15 protein-coding genes are annotated in these 15,216 nt (G+C 63.5%); 9 read left to right on the forward strand and 6 right to left on the reverse strand.

What is annotated here, in order from left to right; all coding sequences use genetic code 11:
* Nucleotides 1–229: 229 nt before the first annotated feature.
* Complete coding sequence (locus QA643_RS04135; RefSeq protein ID WP_283034707.1) at nt 230–943, forward strand: tetratricopeptide repeat protein; 714 nt, start codon at nt 230–232, stop codon at nt 941–943.
* An 8-nt stretch (nt 944–951) separates the two neighbouring features.
* On the opposite strand, the gene trpS is transcribed toward QA643_RS04135, so the two are convergent.
* On the reverse strand, nt 952–1,941 hold the full coding sequence (gene trpS, locus QA643_RS04140) for a tryptophan--tRNA ligase (RefSeq protein ID WP_283031937.1): 990 nt from the start codon (nt 1,939–1,941) through the stop codon (nt 952–954).
* A gap of 376 nt (nt 1,942–2,317) precedes the next feature.
* Between trpS and QA643_RS04145 the strand changes: the two genes are divergently transcribed.
* The 5 genes from QA643_RS04145 (at nt 2,318) to QA643_RS04165 (ending at nt 6,761) form a co-directional block, all read left to right on the forward strand.
* Nucleotides 2,318–3,676: a tetratricopeptide repeat protein gene (locus QA643_RS04145; protein ID WP_283031938.1), complete on the forward strand. Its 1,359-nt coding sequence runs from the start codon at nt 2,318–2,320 to the stop codon at nt 3,674–3,676.
* A 202-nt stretch (nt 3,677–3,878) separates the two neighbouring features.
* Entirely contained in the window at nt 3,879–5,789 is a 1,911-nt protein-coding gene (locus tag QA643_RS04150; RefSeq protein ID WP_283031939.1) for a propionyl-CoA synthetase, read from the forward strand.
* 159 nt (nt 5,790–5,948) lie between these two features.
* Nucleotides 5,949–6,218, forward strand: a complete 270-nt coding sequence (locus QA643_RS04155) for a hypothetical protein (RefSeq protein ID WP_283031940.1) — start codon at nt 5,949–5,951, stop codon at nt 6,216–6,218.
* 13 nt (nt 6,219–6,231) lie between these two features.
* Nucleotides 6,232–6,438 (forward strand): DUF6494 family protein, encoded by a 207-nt coding sequence (locus QA643_RS04160; protein ID WP_283031941.1) that lies wholly within the window; start codon nt 6,232–6,234, stop codon nt 6,436–6,438.
* Between the two features lie 62 nt (nt 6,439–6,500).
* Entirely contained in the window at nt 6,501–6,761 is a 261-nt protein-coding gene (locus tag QA643_RS04165) for a SemiSWEET transporter (RefSeq protein ID WP_283031942.1), read from the forward strand.
* A gap of 108 nt (nt 6,762–6,869) precedes the next feature.
* On the opposite strand, the gene QA643_RS04170 is transcribed toward QA643_RS04165, so the two are convergent.
* Nucleotides 6,870–7,568: a cell cycle transcriptional regulator TrcR gene (locus tag QA643_RS04170; RefSeq protein ID WP_283031943.1), complete on the reverse strand. Its 699-nt coding sequence runs from the start codon at nt 7,566–7,568 to the stop codon at nt 6,870–6,872.
* Between the two features lie 233 nt (nt 7,569–7,801).
* Here QA643_RS04170 and ispH point away from each other — a divergent pair, with 233 nt between their 5' ends.
* The 3 genes from ispH to rnhA are packed head-to-tail and all read left to right on the forward strand — an operon-like array spanning nt 7,802 to nt 10,215.
* Nucleotides 7,802–8,764, forward strand: a complete 963-nt coding sequence (gene ispH / locus QA643_RS04175; RefSeq protein ID WP_283034708.1) for a 4-hydroxy-3-methylbut-2-enyl diphosphate reductase — start codon at nt 7,802–7,804, stop codon at nt 8,762–8,764.
* Nucleotides 8,765–8,773: 9 nt separating this feature from the next.
* Entirely contained in the window at nt 8,774–9,754 is a 981-nt protein-coding gene (locus QA643_RS04180) for a homoserine kinase (protein ID WP_283031944.1), read from the forward strand.
* On the forward strand, nt 9,751–10,215 hold the full coding sequence (gene rnhA, locus QA643_RS04185; protein WP_283031945.1) for a ribonuclease HI: 465 nt from the start codon (nt 9,751–9,753) through the stop codon (nt 10,213–10,215). Before QA643_RS04180 ends, rnhA begins: the two co-directional genes overlap by 4 nt.
* Before the next feature lie 264 nt (nt 10,216–10,479).
* Here the strand turns inward: rnhA and QA643_RS04190 are convergent, their stop codons facing one another.
* The 4 genes from QA643_RS04190 to QA643_RS04205 all read right to left on the reverse strand — a co-directional run bounded on the left by QA643_RS04190 (nt 10,480) and on the right by QA643_RS04205 (nt 15,035).
* The gene (locus tag QA643_RS04190; RefSeq protein WP_057854710.1) at nt 10,480–10,965 is read right to left on the reverse strand and encodes a peroxiredoxin; all 486 of its coding nucleotides are present in this window, start codon (nt 10,963–10,965) and stop codon (nt 10,480–10,482) included.
* 107 nt (nt 10,966–11,072) lie between these two features.
* Entirely contained in the window at nt 11,073–11,624 is a 552-nt protein-coding gene (locus QA643_RS04195; RefSeq protein WP_283031946.1) for a DUF924 family protein, read from the reverse strand.
* Nucleotides 11,625–11,647: 23 nt separating this feature from the next.
* Nucleotides 11,648–13,330, reverse strand: coding sequence for a long-chain fatty acid--CoA ligase (locus QA643_RS04200; RefSeq protein ID WP_283031947.1), 1,683 nt, complete (start codon nt 13,328–13,330; stop codon nt 11,648–11,650).
* A gap of 277 nt (nt 13,331–13,607) precedes the next feature.
* Nucleotides 13,608–15,035 (reverse strand): D-alanyl-D-alanine carboxypeptidase family protein, encoded by a 1,428-nt coding sequence (locus QA643_RS04205; RefSeq protein WP_283031948.1) that lies wholly within the window; start codon nt 15,033–15,035, stop codon nt 13,608–13,610.
* Nucleotides 15,036–15,216 lie beyond the last annotated feature (181 nt).

Genomic DNA, 15,216 nt, shown 5'->3' on the forward strand with positions numbered 1-15,216 from the left:
AAATTTTATGGCGAAGAGTATCCATTCGCGTGTGAAGGAGTTCACTTCTCTCGCGCGCCACCGTTCGGCCAAAATCTGTCCCCCGGGATGAAAAGGGAAACGCCAAGCCGGCCGTTGTCGGCGAAGTACGGGCCTTGCTAGAACGGCAGCAGTTGAAAGCGTATTTGCGGACCCATCGATGCGAGGTCATCCCGACATCCAGAGCCTGCTGGCAGCGTTACTGCTGTCGATGATCTGCAGCCAAGCTGCATTTGCGACCGGCGCCGAGCCGGTCAAGGATCTGCGCATCGATCCCGCGCCCTGTCTTGCCGCCTCGCTTGCGCCGGACCACGACAAGACCGTGAATCTCTGCAGCGCACTGATCGACAACGCCAAGACCGAGAAGGCAGATCGCATCAAGGCGCTGATCGCGCGCGCCACCGCCTATGAGCGCAAGGACATGATCGACCGCGCGATATCAGATTATGACGGTGCGCTGCGGCTCGATTCCGCGCAGGCCGATGTTCACAACGCGCGCGGCGAGCTGTTGCGCCGGAAGGGCGATCTGCCCAAGGCGGTGGCGGATTTTGCCGCGGCGATCAAGTTGAATCCCGATCATGCCGCCGCACGGGCCAACCATCGCGCACTGGCGCAGGAGGCGGAGCGGCAGGGCGCCTTGAAGGCGGTCGCCGGCAAGCCGAGCTTCAATTGCGCCACCGCCCGCCGCAAGGTGGAGAAGGCGATCTGCGCCAATCCCGAACTCGCCGATCTCGATCGCGAGGTGCAGGGCTCCTATCAGCGGGCGGTCGCCGAAAAAATGACCCCACAGCAGGCGCGCAAGCTACGGCGAGAGCAGGAGGAATACATCTCCCGCCGCAACAGGGAATACGGCCGGCCCGGCTATGATCTGAAAAAGGCGATGCTGGAGCGCCTGCAACAGATTAACGGGATCGATGGGCACTAGCTTCTGGCTTACAACATGAACAGTCCGAGGCCTTCGACAACTTCGCGCTTCGTTGCCTCGGTTCGGCTCCGCGCCGTTTCCGTACCATGGCGAATCACGTCGAGCACGTAAGCCGGATCGTTAGCCAGTTGCGTCCTTCGTTCTCGCGTCGGTGCAATCAGCGCCTGCAAGATGTCTTCGAGGCGGCGCTTGATCTTGCTGTCGCCTATTCCTCCCCTCCGATACTGCGCCTTCAGCTCTTCCAGCGCGGCGCGGTCCTCGTCGAAAGCATCCAGATAGGTGAAGACGACGTTGCCTTCCACTCGTCCGGGATCTTCGACCCGCAGATGATTGGGATCGGTGAACATCGCCTTTACAGCCGCCGCGATCTCGTCCGGCGAGGCCGAAAGGGCGATGGCATTGCCGCCGGATTTTGACATCTTCGCCTTCCCGTCGATGCCCGGCAGCCGCCCCACCTGCGGAATCACAGCCTGCGCTTCTGGCAGGATGGCCCGTTTGGCGGTGGTGTTGATACGGCGCACGATCTCGTTGGTCTGTTCGATCAGCGGCGCCTGATCCTCGCCCACCGGCACGACGGTCGCCTTGAATGCCGTAATGTCCGCCGCCTGCGCCGCAGGATAGCACAGGAAGCCTGCCGGGATGTCGCGCCCGAAGCCGCGGCCTCGAATCTCGTCCTTGATCGTGGGGTTGCGCTCCAGTCTGGCGACGGTCACGAAGTTCAAATAGAGCATCGACAGCTCGGCCAGCGCGGGCAGGTGGGATTGCAGGCAGATCGCGGTCTTCGCCGGGTCGATCCCGACGGCAAGGTAGTCGAGCGCCACCTCCATCACACCAACCCGCACTTTGTCGGGGGCGTGAGCATTGTCGGTTAGGGCCAGGAGCAGGAACTGCTCGTGGGTCTCCTGAAATCGCAGACGGTTGCGCAACGATCCGGCATAGTGGCCAATATGCAGCGGGCCGGTGGTGCGGTCGCCTGTCAGAATAACGGGTCTGGTCATGAGGTGTCCTTGTGGGATGAAGGGAACACCGCATGGGGGATCATCAAAACAAAAGGCCGCCCTTGCGGCGGCCCCAGATGCAATTAAACGTCCGGCCGCCCTGTCAGAAGGCCAGCCACCAAAGCGTGACAATGAGCATCGCGCGTTTCATGGAGGTCTCCCTAGGCTATGCGCGGATACAGGTCAACACATAGCGCCGCAGGAAGGGCGACAAGGGGCTCGGCCCCGATTTATGGATGGCCCAGAGCTTCTGGCGGTATTGGTCCGATTGGGGGTAGACGCTCCCCGAGCCTTCGAACCTTTGGAAGATCAGCGGCGACCTAGTGATCGGGCGCGGCATAACCGCGCGTCATTCATTTATTTTGAAGAGCCGATGATGCGATCATTTGTTTCGCGATGTGCCGCGAACGCGGCCTTTGCCCTTGCCGTTCTGACTTCTGCAACTGCCGGCGCCCAGACGGCTGCCGAGCCACCGGTTACCTGCGCGCCCCTGACGGTTGCCGAACCCATCAGGCTGATCGAGAGCTGCACCGCGCTGATCGACAATCCGGCGACGACGGAAAGCGACCGCCTCGACGCCGTCATCACCCGCGCCGCCGCATTGCATGGCAACGGCAAGACCGACCAGGCGCTGGCCGAGATCGATGCCGTCATCGCCAAGGACCCCACCCGTGCCCGCGCGTTTCGCGCCCGCGGCGAAATTCTCCGCCAGAGCGGCAAGCTCGACGCGGCCTTCGAAGCGCTGAACCAGGCCATCCGGCTGGAGCCGGACAATGCCACCGGTTACGCCAACCGCGCCAATGCCTTCAATAATGCCAGGAAATATGACCGCGCCATCGAGGACTATAACGAAGCGCTGCGGCTCAAGCCCGATTTCGCGCAAGCGCTGTCCGACCGTGGCGCTGCCTGGTATTTCAAGGGCGAGTATCAGAAGACGATCGCCGATTATGACGAGGCGCTTCGTCTCGAGCCGCACCGCGCCCGCACCTATAGCAACCGTTCCGCGGCCTACCGCAAGCTCGGCCGGACGGAGAGGGCGATCGAGGACGTGAGCACCGCGATCCGGATCGATCCGACGCAGCCGGAATTCTTCGATAATCGCGGCCTCGACCTCGCCGGCAATGGCGACTATGCGCGCGCCATCGCTGACTATGACGAGGCGATCAAGCTGCGTGCTGAGCCGAAATTCCTCACCAATCGCGGCGACGCCTATCAGGCGCGCAAGGATTACGATCGCGCGATTGCCGATTACGACGCGGCGCTAAAACTCGATCCGAAATTCCAGCGCGCCTACAATAATCGCGGCTCGGCCTGGGCCCGTAAGGGCGACCGCGGCCGTGCGCTGCAGGATTATGCGGAGGCAGTCCGTCTCAACCCTTCCGACAGCACCGCCGCCGTCAACCACAAGGAAGTCGCGCAGGCGATCGAACGGCTGGGTTCGCTCGCCTACCAGAAGAATCTGCCGAGCTTCAACTGCGCCACCGCCAAGCGTCAGGTCGAAAAGGCGATCTGCGCCGATCCCGGCCTCGCCCAGCTCGACCGCAATATCAGCGACGTGTTCCTGCGGGTGATCGCCAATGCGGAAGCGGGTAGCCACCGCGCGGCGCTGGCGCTGACGAAGCAGCAGCGCGACTTCATCGACAAGCGCAACGCCTCGTTCGGCAAGCGCGGCTACGATCTCCGCCACGCCATGGAAGAGCGGCTGGAGAAGCTTAATACGATGGCCAGGCAGTGAGATTTAGCCAAAGGGTCATGCTATTACGGCTTGATCTGGCGCAACTTCCCGTGACAATGCGTGCAATAAATACTCGTCCAGCCGTCATGGCCGGGCCTGTCCCGGCCATCCACGTCTTGCCGTGTTCGAAGTGAAGCAAGTACTTGGATGCCCGGGACAACCCCGGGCGTGACGACATCAGGCGAACGACCGGGAGTGCGCCATGAACATCCAGAGCAACAGCCGCTACCACGAGGTCCATGCCCGTTCGCTCGCCGATCCGGAGGGGTTTTGGGCCGAGGCGGCGCGCGAGATCGACTGGATCGAGCCGGCGAAAAAGATCTTCGACCCCTCGATGGGGGCCTATGGAAGCTGGTTCGCCGGGGCGGTGGTCAATACCTGCTACAACGCGCTGGATCGCCACGTCGCGGGCGGGCGCGCCGAGCAGGTGGCACTGATCCACGATTCGCCGCTCACCGGCTCCATCTCGAAATTCACCTATGCCGAGATGCTCAAGGAGGTGCAGACGCTCGCCGCCGTGATGGCCGATTTCGGCGTGGCCAAGGGCGACCGCGTCATCCTCTATATGCCGCTGGTGCCGGAGGCGGTATTTGCGATGCTGGCCTGCGCACGGATCGGCGCGGTGCACAGTGTGGTGTTCGGCGGTTTTGCCGCGAAAGAGCTTGCCACCCGCATCGACGACGCCAAGCCGAAGCTGATCCTGTCGGCAAGCTGCGGCATCGAGCCCGGGCGCATCGTGCAATACAAGCCGTTGCTTGACGCCGCGATCGAACTCTCCAGCGCGAAGCCGCAGGCTTGCGTGATCCTGCAGCGGACGCAGCATCCTTGCGAATTGACCGCAGGCCGCGACCACGACTGGGCAACGCTCCGCGACGCCGCGCTCGCGGCCGGCAAAGCCGCGCCGTGCACGCCGGTGCTGGCGACCGATCCGCTCTACATTCTCTACACCTCCGGTACCACGGGAATTCCGAAGGGCGTCGTGCGCGACAATGGCGGGCATCTGGTCGCGCTGAAATGGTCGATGTTCAACCTCTACGGCGTCAAGCCCGGCGAGGTCTGGTGGTGCGGCTCCGATATCGGCTGGGTGGTCGGCCACAGCTACATCGTCTATGGCCCGCTGATTCATGGCGCCACCTCGATCATGTATGAGGGCAAGCCGGTCGGCACGCCTGATGCCGGCGCGTTCTGGCGCGTCATCTCCGAGCACAAGGCGGTAGCGCTGTTCACCGCGCCGACCGCATTCCGCGCCATTCGCAAAGAAGATCCGGACGGCGCGTTCATCCGCAAATACGACCTGTCGAAATTCCGCACGCTGTTCCTGGCCGGCGAGCGCGCCGACCCGCCGACGGTGGAATGGGCGGAGGCGCAGTTGAAGGTGCCGGTCATCGATCACTGGTGGCAGACCGAAACCGGCTGGTGCATCGCCGGCAATCCGGTGGGCTTAGGCCAGCTGCCGGTCAAGCACGGCTCGCCGACGGTGCCGATGCCGGGCTATCAGGTCGACGTCGTCGACGAGGCTTCCAGGCCGGTCGCAGCCGGCACCATGGGCTCGATCGTGATCAAGCTGCCGATGCCGCCCGGCTGCCTGCCGACGCTGTGGCAGCAGGAGGCGCGCTTCAAGGAAGCCTACCTCTCCGAATTCCCCGGCTACTACAAGACCTCGGACGCCGGCTACAAGGACGAGGACGGCTATGTCTGGGTGATGGGCCGCACCGACGACATCATCAATGTCGCCGGCCACCGGCTCTCGACCGGCGGCATGGAGGAAATCCTGGCCTCGCATCCCGACGTCGCCGAATGCGCGGTGCTCGGCATCAAGGATGCGATCAAGGGCGAGGTGCCCTGCGGTTTCCTGGTGCTGAAGGCGGGCGTGACGCGCATGCCGGCCGAGATCGAGAAGGAGATCGTGGCGCTGGTGCGCGACAAACTCGGCCCCGTCGCCGCCTTCAAGCTCGCGATCACGGTCGGACGTTTGCCGAAGACGCGCTCGGGAAAAATCCTGCGCGGCACCATCAAGAAAATCGCCGACGGCGAGAGCTGGACCATGCCGGCCACGATCGAGGATCCGAAGGTGCTGGATGAGATCGGCGATGCGCTGAAGGGCAGGGTGTAAGGTTCCACGCCCGGCCCTGCTCGTCATGCCCGGGCTTGACCCGGGCATCCATCCTCTTCAAAGCAAGCTGCCATCTTTTCGATGGATTGCCGGGTCATCCCCGATCAAGTCGGGGACAGGAGCCCGGCAATGACGAGATGAAAGAAACGGAGCCTGCGAATGCAATTTGGACCCGCAAAGCACCTCATTGCGCTCCTCTTGGCCGCCCCGCTACTCACCGGCTGCCTCGAACGCGGCCAGCCGACCATGGTCGATTCCAGCGCCGATGACGACGCGTTCTGCCGCGCCAACAATGTCGCGGTCGGCTCGAACGAATACGTCAATTGTCGCAAGAACCGCGACGTGCAGCGCGGCAATGCCAATGCCCGCGCCGACCGCGCCCAGCGCAATATGGCCGAGCAGATGCTCAACAACCCCGTCAGGCCGTGATCAGGAGGCTCTCATGAATGAAGACGTATTCAACGCCAGCCTGCGCAAGTTTCTCAAGCAAGTCGGCGTCACCTCGCAGCGCGAGATCGAAAAGGCGGTGCGCGATGCGCTTGAATCCGGCAAGCTAAAGGGAAACGAGAAACTGTCGGCAAAGATGGTACTCACGATCGACAGCATCAGTCTGGTGCACGAGATCGACGACGACATCGCGCTGACCTGAGGAGATTCTTCGCATCCTTCCCGCTGCGGGAAACAAGTTTCGAATCGATGCTATAAGTCGGCATGGAACCGATCGTAATCAAGCTCTTGGGGTTTGCCGCCGCAACGTGCACGACCCTTGCCTACGCCCCGCAGTTCATCAAGGTCTGGCGAACCCGCTCGACCGAGGACATTTCGCTCGGCATGTTCCTCGTCATGCTGCTCGGCCTCGTGCTCTGGCTGGTGTACGGCCTGCTTTCCGGCGATGTCCCGCTGATCGTCGCCAATGCCATTACGATCGTCCTGGCCGGCGGCATCCTGTTCATGAAGCTGAAATACGGCTGAGCGCCAGCTCCCGCCAAACACAAAGTCCCACCAAACAAAAGGTCCCGCCAAACAAAAAAGCGCGGCAGGTTGCCCCGCCGCGCCTGATGTCGGCCGCAGCCGAAAACCTTACTCCTCGTCGTCGTGCTGCTTCTTGCCGCCGATCGTCTTGAGCTTGGCGAACACAGCGTCGACGTTGAGATCGTCTTCGCTCTTCTCGCTCGTCTCGAATTCCGGCTCCTTCTTCGTGGTCTCGGAGGCCGGCAGCAGGGTGGCGCCGCCATAGGCCGCCGGCACCGGCTTTTCCTTGGCCGCGCGCTGCACCTCGAAATCGAGCTCGATCTGCGAGCACAGGCCGAGCGTCACCGGGTCCATCGGGGTCAGCGTCGAGGCGTTCCAGTGGGTGCGGTCGCGCACGCTCGCGATGGTTGTCTTGGTGGTGCCGACCAGGCGCATGATCTGCGCGTCTTTCAACTCGGGGTGGTTGCGGACCAGCCACAGGATCGCGCTGGGACGCTCGTGGCGGCGCGATACCGGGGTGTAGCGCGGGCCCTTCTTCTTGGCGGCGGGCGGCAGCACGACCTTGCTCTCGCCGAGCTTGAGGCGGTAATTCGGGTCCTTTTCACCCTTTTCGATCTCGTCCCGGGTCAATTGCCCGGTCGAAATCGGGTCCATGCCCTTGATGCCCTGGGCGGCGTCACCGTCGGCAATGGCACGGACCTCGAGGGGATGCATTTTGGTGAAATCGGCCACCTGGTCGAAGGTCAGAGCGGTATTGTCAACCAGCCACACGGCCGTCGCCTTGGGCATCAGCGGTGCATTGCTCATGGCAAATCTCCTTTGTGCCTCGCCCACCTCTTTCGGAGGCGAAGCCTATGGTCATCGGTGATGACGGGAATTCAACGCTTATATAAGCCTTCCGGCCCCATCGGCGCAATGGTCTGCTAAAGTGCCTTGACACAGACCCAAAGCAGTCCCAAGTCCTTATTCGAATTGGCCGTTCCCAGCCCGCCGGCTAGGGGTGATTCGGTCCCGAGATAACCCCCATGCCTCCTGTGTCGATGTCAGCCAAACCAGACCTCAGAATCGTGCTTTGTTCTCCCCGTGGCTTTTGCGCCGGGGTGGTGCGGGCCATCGATACCGTCGAACGGGCGCTCACCATCTATGGTGCCCCCGTCTATGTCCGGCACGAGATCGTGCATAACCGCTACGTGGTCGACAGCCTGAAGACCAAGGGCGCGATTTTCGTCGAGGAACTTGCCGAAATCCCCGACAATACCAACGCCCCGGTGGTGTTCTCCGCCCATGGGGTTCCGAAATCGGTTCCGGCCGAGGCCAAATCGCGCAATTTCTTCTCGCTGGACGCGACCTGCCCGCTGGTCACCAAGGTGCACCGCGAGGCCGCCATCCATTTCAAGCGCGGCCGTGAAATCCTGCTGATCGGGCATTCGCACCACCCCGAGGTGGTCGGCACGCTCGGCCAGCTGCCGCAGGGTGCGGTGACGCTGATCGAGACCGCCGAGGACGCCAAGACGTTTACGCCGAAGGACCCGGACAACCTCGCGTTCGTGACCCAGACGACGTTGTCGATCGACGACACCGCCGAGATCGTGGCGCTGCTCAAGGAGCGGTTCCCGAACATCAACGGCCCGCACAAGGAAGATATCTGCTACGCCACCACCAACCGCCAACTCGCGGTGAAGAAAGTGGCGCCGGTGGTCGATGCACTGATTGTGGTCGGCGCGCCGAATTCGTCGAACTCGCAGCGGCTGCGTGAGGTCGCCGAGCGCGAAGGCTGCAAGATTTCGGTGCTGGCGCAGCGCGCGAGCGATCTCGACTGGTCGCGCTTCGAGGGCATCAAGAGCCTCGGCATCACCGCCGGCGCCTCCGCGCCGGAAGTGATCGTCGAGGAGATCATGGGCGCCTTTGCCGAGCGTTATGAGCTGCATGTGGAGACGGTGTCGGCCGCGGAGGAGAACGAATTCTTCCCGCTGCCGCGTTCGGTGCGGCCAGACGCTGCCTAAAGGTCCCTCATGGCGGTTTACACCGACGTCGCCGCCGAAGACCTCGCGGAGTTCCTGAAAGGGTACGACATCGGCGAGTTGCTCTCCTACAAGGGCATCGCCGAGGGCGTCGAGAATTCCAACTTCCTGGTGCACACCAGCAAGGGCGCGTTCATCCTCACGCTCTATGAGAAGCGCGTGGCAGTGGACGATCTGCCGTATTTCCTGTCGCTGATGGCGCATCTGGCCGAGCGCGGCGTGCGCTGCCCGCAGCCTGCCCGAAACCGCAAGGGCGAGGTCTATAGCGAGCTGGCCGGGCGGCCCGCAGCAATCATCAACTTCCTCGAAGGCATGTGGCCGCGGCGGCCCAACGTCACGCATTGCACCGGCGTCGGCGCGGCGCTCGCCAGAATGCATCTGGCGGGGCACGACTTCCCGATGTTCCGCAAGAACCCGCTCTCGGTCGGCGGCTGGCGGCCGCTGTTCGATACCGCCGCTCCGCGCGCCGACAGCGTCGCGCCGGGTTTGCAGGATTTCATCGCGCGCGAGCTCGATCACCTCGAAGCGAGTTGGCCGAAGGACCTGCCGCTCGGCGTCATCCATGCCGACCTGTTCCCCGACAATGTCTTCTTCCTCGGCGACCAACTGTCGGGCCTGATCGACTTCCCGTTCTCCTGCAATGACATCCTGGCCTACGACGTCGCGATCTGCCTGAACGCGTGGTGCTTCGAGGTGGATCATTCTTTCAACGTCACCAAGGCGCGTGCGCTGCTTAATGCCTATGGCCGCGAGCGGCCATTGTCGGAGGCCGAGCAGGAGGCGTTGCCGCTGCTGGCGCGCGGCTCGGCGCTGCGCTTCCTGCTGACGCGGCTGGTCGATTTCCTCAACGTGCCGCCCGGTGCGCTGGTCAAGCCAAAGGACCCCCTCGAATATGTCCGTAAGCTGCGCTTCCACCAGAACGTCGCCAGCGTGCGCGATTACGGCCTGACCCAGCCCGGATTTGCCGCTTGAGCGAACTCCCCCATGTGACGGTTTTCACCGACGGCGCCTGCTCGGGCAATCCCGGCCCGGGCGGCTGGGGCGCGATCCTGCGCTTCGGCGACAAGGAAAAAGAATTAAAGGGCGGCGAGGCGCACACCACCAACAACCGCATGGAGCTGATGGCCGCGATCTCGGCGCTGGAGGCGCTGAAGAAGCCTTGCGTGGTCGATCTCATCACCGACAGCCAATATGTCCGCCAGGGCATCACCGGCTGGATCCACGGCTGGAAGCGCAACGGCTGGCGCACCGCCGACAAGAAGCCCGTCAAGAATGTCGAGCTATGGCAGCGCCTCGATGCTGCGCTGAAGCCGCACCAGGTGCGCTGGCACTGGATCAAGGGCCACGCCGGCCACGCCGAGAACGAGCGCGCCGATGCGTTGGCGCGCGAGGGCGTGGCAATGGCCAGGTTGCAGGAGAGGGTGGGGAAGTAAGCCCGAGACTTGTAGGGTGGGTAGAGCGAAGCGAAACCCACCATTCGTGCAAGCGTCCACAGCGTTGATGGGTTTCGCTGCGCTCTACCCATCCTACGCGCCGTCATCCCCGCCTTGTGCGCAATTGCGCACTTGGGCGGGGATCCAGTATTCCAGAGACGGTCGAGATCAAGCCGAGAAGCCGCGGCGTACTGGATCGCCCGGTCAAGCCGGGCGACGACAGCGTTGGTGTGGCGACTTCGTCGCGCGACGACGCGCTTCAGCTCAGAGCTGCCCCAGCAGCGTATCGCCGCCGGACACTTCCACCTTGCCCGGCGCGGGCTCGAGGTTGAGCTTCTTCACGACGCCGTCGTCCACCAGCATCGAATAGCGCTTGGAGCGGATGCCGAGGCCGTTGCCGGACGCATCCAGCTCCATGCCGATCGCCTTGGTGAAGTCGGCATTGCCGTCGGCGAGGAAGACAGCTTCGTCGCGCTGGTCGGTGTCGCGCTTCCAAGCGTTCATCACAAAAGCGTCGTTGACGGAGACAATGGCGATGGTATTCACGCCCTTGTCCTTGATGGCATAGGCGTTGAGGAAGATGCTCGGCAGGTGCATCTTGTGGCAGGTGCCGGTATAGGCGCCGGGCACGGCGAACAGCGCCACCTTCTTGCCCTTGAAAATGTCGTCGGTGGTTTTGACCTGCGGACCTTCCGCCGTCATCACGCGAAACTTGGCTTCCGGCAGCTTGTCGCCAACTTGGATCGTCATCGTCAATTCTCCCTCAATGAGCGCTGTTTTGTAGCCCTAGCGGCCCGGCGGCACAATATTGAGCCGGCCCGAAACGGCAACGGCCAAGGCCGTTCACGCTTGCGTCATCAGGGCGCAAATCCGCCTTCGTCCAGGAAGGCCTGCTCCTCGGGGGTGGTCGTGCGGCCCAATAGGCGGTTGCGGTGGGGAAAGCGGCCGAAGCGCCGGATGATATCGGCATGGTGCTCGGCCCATTTCAGGTTTTCAGCATTCCCCGCCGCACGCGTCAGCTCGATGCAGCGGAGCTGGTCGGCGAGGTGCTCTGAATGGTTGAAGGGCAGATAGAGGAATTGGCGCAAGTCAGGATCGATCCGCGCGTCGACGCCGCGTTCGATGGCGCGGTGCGCCACCTCGCGCGCGAGAGCGTCGCTCGCATAGGTCCTGGCATCGCCGCGAAACATGTTGCGGGGAAACTGGTCGAGCACGATGACGAGCGCCAGCGCGCCGTCATCGCTCGCTTCCCATGACGATAGGTCGCCGGCCGACGCCTTCTGCCACAAAGCCAGAAATCGACGGCGCAGTTCGGCATCGAATGCGTCGTCGCGCTCGTACCAGCGAGCGGGGCCGGCGTCGCGCCAGAAGGCCAGGATGTCTGATGGCGCGACGTTCGTCTCGGTCATGTCGTAAAGTCCGCAGGGCCCGCTCAGGCCGCGGCCTTTTTCTCGTCGCGCAGTTCGCGGCGCAGGATCTTGCCGACATTGGTCTTGGGCAGGTCGGTCCTGAACTCGATCTGCTTGGGCACCTTGTAGGCGGTGAGCTGCGTGCTGCAATATTTGATGACGTCATCGGCCGTGAGGTTCGGGTCCTTCTTGACCACGAACGCCTTCACCGCTTCGCCTGACTTGGTGTCGGTAACGCCGATCACGGCGCATTCCAGCACGCCCGGATGGCTCGCGATCACTTCCTCGATCTCATTCGGGTAGACGTTGAAGCCCGAAACCAGGATCATATCCTTCTTGCGGTCGACGATCTTGGTGTAACCGCGCTCGTCCATTACGCCGATGTCGCCGGTGCGGAAGAAGCCGTCCGCGGTCATGACGTTCGCGGTCTCTTCCGGCCGATTCCAGTAGCCGGCCATCACCTGCGGGCCCTTCGCGCAGATTTCGCCCGCCTGGCCGAGCGGCACTCCCTTGCCCTCGTCGTCGCGGATCGAGATGTAGGTCGACGGCACGGGAATGCCGATCGAGCCGGAGAACTGGTCGGTGTCGGCCGGGTTGCAGGTCAGCGTCGGCGACGTCTCGGACAGGCCATAGCCCTCCGACAGCGCGCATCCCGTGACTTTCAGCCATTTCTCGGCGACCGGCTTCTGGGTCGCCATGCCGCCGCCGAACGACGTCTTCAGCTTGGAGAAGTCGACCTTGTCGAAGCCGGGCGAATTCAACAGGCCGTTGTAGAGCGTGTTGACCGCCGGGAAGCTGTTGACCTGGTACTTCATCAACTCCTTGATGAAGCCCGGCATGTCGCGCGGGTTCGGGATCAACAGATTGACGCCGCCGGCCCGCATCCCGAGCAGGAAGCACGCGGTCAGCGCGAAGATGTGATAGAGCGGCAGCGCGCAGACGATGAAGAGCTGATCGACCTGCGGCGGCTTCTTCAACGCCGGCTGCAGCCAGGCATCGTTCTGCAGCACGTTGGCGAGAATGTTCTTGTGCAGCAGCGTCGCGCCCTTGGAAACGCCTGTCGTGCCGCCGGTATATTGCAGGAAGGCGACGTCATCGCGCGTGAGCTGCGGCTTGTTGAGCTTGATGCTGCGGCCGGCCGCGATCGCATCGTTGAACGAGACGGCACCCGGGATCGACCAGGCCGGTACCATCTTCTTCACCTTGCGCACGACGAGGTTGACGATCACGCCCTTGAAGCCGAGCAGGTCGCCCATGCTGCCGACGATCACGTGCTTGACCGAGGTCTTCGCGATCACCTGCTGCACGGTGGTGGCAAAATTCTCCAGCACGACGATGGCTTCCGCGCCGGAATCCTTGAGCTGGTGCTCGAGCTCGCGCGGGGTGTAGAGCGGGTTGACGTTCACCACGGCATAGCCGGCGCGCAGCACGGCGGCGGTCGAGACCGGATACTGCAGCACGTTCGGCATCATCAGCGCGACGCGGGCGCCCTTTTGCAGGCCCTTGCTCTGCAGATAGGCGCCGAGCGCGGCCGACATCTCATCGAGGTCGCGGTAGCTGATCGACTTGTCCATGCAGATGAACGCCTTGCGATCGGCGAACTTCTTGAAGCTTTCTTCCAGCAGCTCGACCAGCGACGAGTACTGCGTGACGTCGATGTCGGCTGGCACGCCGGCCGGATATTGCTTGAGCCAGATCCGCTCCATGGTATCTCCCCTCTGGTTCCGAGCACGGCCCTGAGTGCATCAGATCCGTGTGCTGATTTTTGTTTTGACGCGTTTTCTTCGCGCGAACCGGCACCCACTTCGCTTGAAAACGCGATGGTTGCTGCTGGCTCCGGGCCGGGCACGCCTTGTTTTCGGCAGTATTGTGAATGCCGCCGCCGATGGCAAGCGGCTGTGCGCTATCGACGTATTGCGCGCTTCTGGAATAGTTCGGCCGAATGGCAGGAAAACTGCCTATTTATGGTGCTTCGCGGCCCCGTTAACCAGCTGGCTTGTTTTCGCCCTTGGGTTTAGCGGCGGCCTTTGGCTTGGCCGGCTTCGGCGCGGGCTTGTCGCCGGCAGCCGCAGGCTTGGCGGCCGGCTTCTTCTCGGCGGCGGCAGCCGGCTTGGCAGCCGCTTCGGGCTTGGCGTTGGCGTGCCTGACGGCAGCCGGCTTGGCGGCCGGCTTCGCGCTGGCCTCAGTCTGGGCCACCGCCGCGCCAGGTTTCTTCGCGGCAATCTTCGACTTCTTGCCGCGCCTTGTCGACGCCTGCTTCTCGGCCTCGGCGGCAACGGCCGCGATCAACGCGGCGCCGGTCTTGGTCGGACCGGTATAGACCGGAACGGGTTCGGAGGGCTCCGGCGCGGCCGCCAGCATATCCGCAGGCTTGACCGGCGGCTGCAGCCCCGCCGTGAAGAAGGTCACGGCGCTCTCGCCCGTCGCAGCGTTGCCGTTGCTGGCGACAATATCGGCGTCCTCGTCGGTGGCCGGCCGCTTGCGTTTGCCGTTGCACATCTCATCGCGCAGGTTCGGCGGCGACGCATCGACCGGGACCAGATTGTCGACGGTGCCGAGCGCCGGCTTCAGCCAGCCGAGCCCGCCTCCGCCGAAGCCGCGCTCCATCATCTGCGCCGCGCGCACCGCGCGCGCCTGGCCGGAGGAGGCGCCGAGCACCACCGCGATCAGCCGCTTGCCGTTGCGCGTCGCCGATGCAACGAGATTGTAGCCGGACGCGCAGATGAAGCCGGTCTTGAAGCCGTCGGCGCCGGGATAGCGCCCGATCAGCTTGTTGAAATTCTGCGTCACCCTGCGCCCGTAGCGGATCGAGGGGATGTGCATGAAGTATTCGTATTCCGGCAGGTCGCGAATGACGGCACGCGCCAGGATCGCGAGATCGCGCGCCGAGGTGATCTGTCCGTCCGCCGGCAGGCCGTTCGGATTGACGTAGCTCGTCTGCGTCATGCCGAGCCGTTGCGCGGTCTGGTTCATCATCGCGGAGAAGCCGTCGACCGATCCGCCGACGCCTTCGGCGAGCACCACGGCCATGTCGTTGGCCGACTTCACCATCATCATCTTGAGCGCGTTATCGATGGTGACCTGGGTGCCCGGAGGAAAACCCATCTTGGACGGCGATTCAGCGGCAGCGACCGGCGACACCGTCAGCAGCGTGTCGAGTGTGAGACGCCCGTCCTTCACCGCCTTCAGCGTGACGTAGGCGGTCATGATCTTGGTCACCGAAGCGGGATACCACGGCATGGTGGCGTTGTCGGCCTGCAGCACCTTGCCGGTGTCGGCTTCGACGAGCAGCAGCGCCTCGGCCCGGGCCGCGCGCGGCGTCACGGCGGCAAGCGCCGCCACGACAAGCGCGGCGCAGAGGAGCGTCCAGTTTACCGACGAATGGCGAAACAGCGGGCGAAGAAAATGCACTTTTCCGTTCCGGTCCTCTGAGACCCGCCTTCGAAAAGGAGGTCCTCTCAAGATCTAGCGTTCGGGTTTCAAGCGTGTCCGGCGCCGTCGCGTTGCGGCTGGGCGCAAACCTATACCGGCTTGCCGATCCAGAACAGAGGCCTGTCAACTAATTGGTGGACGAAATGGGCGCAATTTCGGC

The sequence above is a fragment of the Bradyrhizobium sp. CB3481 genome (assembly GCF_029714305.1).
Lineage (GTDB): Bacteria > Pseudomonadota > Alphaproteobacteria > Rhizobiales > Xanthobacteraceae > Bradyrhizobium.

Excerpts from the sequence above, each read along its gene's own strand:
- QA643_RS04150 (WP_283031939.1), top strand. The coding sequence starts at position 3,879 with ATGAACATCCAGAGCAACAGCCGCTACCACGAGGTCCATGCCCGTTCG.
- QA643_RS04170 (WP_283031943.1), bottom strand. The coding sequence starts at position 7,568 with ATGAGCAATGCACCGCTGATGCCCAAGGCGACGGCCGTGTGGCTGGTT.
- ispH (WP_283034708.1), top strand. The coding sequence starts at position 7,802 with ATGTCAGCCAAACCAGACCTCAGAATCGTGCTTTGTTCTCCCCGTGGC.
- QA643_RS04200 (WP_283031947.1), bottom strand. The coding sequence starts at position 13,330 with ATGGAGCGGATCTGGCTCAAGCAATATCCGGCCGGCGTGCCAGCCGAC.
- QA643_RS04195 (WP_283031946.1), bottom strand. The coding sequence starts at position 11,624 with ATGACCGAGACGAACGTCGCGCCATCAGACATCCTGGCCTTCTGGCGC.
- trpS (WP_283031937.1), bottom strand. The coding sequence starts at position 1,941 with ATGACCAGACCCGTTATTCTGACAGGCGACCGCACCACCGGCCCGCTG.
- QA643_RS04135 (WP_283034707.1), top strand. The coding sequence starts at position 230 with ATGATCTGCAGCCAAGCTGCATTTGCGACCGGCGCCGAGCCGGTCAAG.
- QA643_RS04165 (WP_283031942.1), top strand. The coding sequence starts at position 6,501 with ATGGAACCGATCGTAATCAAGCTCTTGGGGTTTGCCGCCGCAACGTGC.
- QA643_RS04180 (WP_283031944.1), top strand. The coding sequence starts at position 8,774 with ATGGCGGTTTACACCGACGTCGCCGCCGAAGACCTCGCGGAGTTCCTG.
- QA643_RS04160 (WP_283031941.1), top strand. The coding sequence starts at position 6,232 with ATGAATGAAGACGTATTCAACGCCAGCCTGCGCAAGTTTCTCAAGCAA.
- QA643_RS04190 (WP_057854710.1), bottom strand. The coding sequence starts at position 10,965 with ATGACGATCCAAGTTGGCGACAAGCTGCCGGAAGCCAAGTTTCGCGTG.
- QA643_RS04145 (WP_283031938.1), top strand. The coding sequence starts at position 2,318 with ATGCGATCATTTGTTTCGCGATGTGCCGCGAACGCGGCCTTTGCCCTT.
- QA643_RS04155 (WP_283031940.1), top strand. The coding sequence starts at position 5,949 with ATGCAATTTGGACCCGCAAAGCACCTCATTGCGCTCCTCTTGGCCGCC.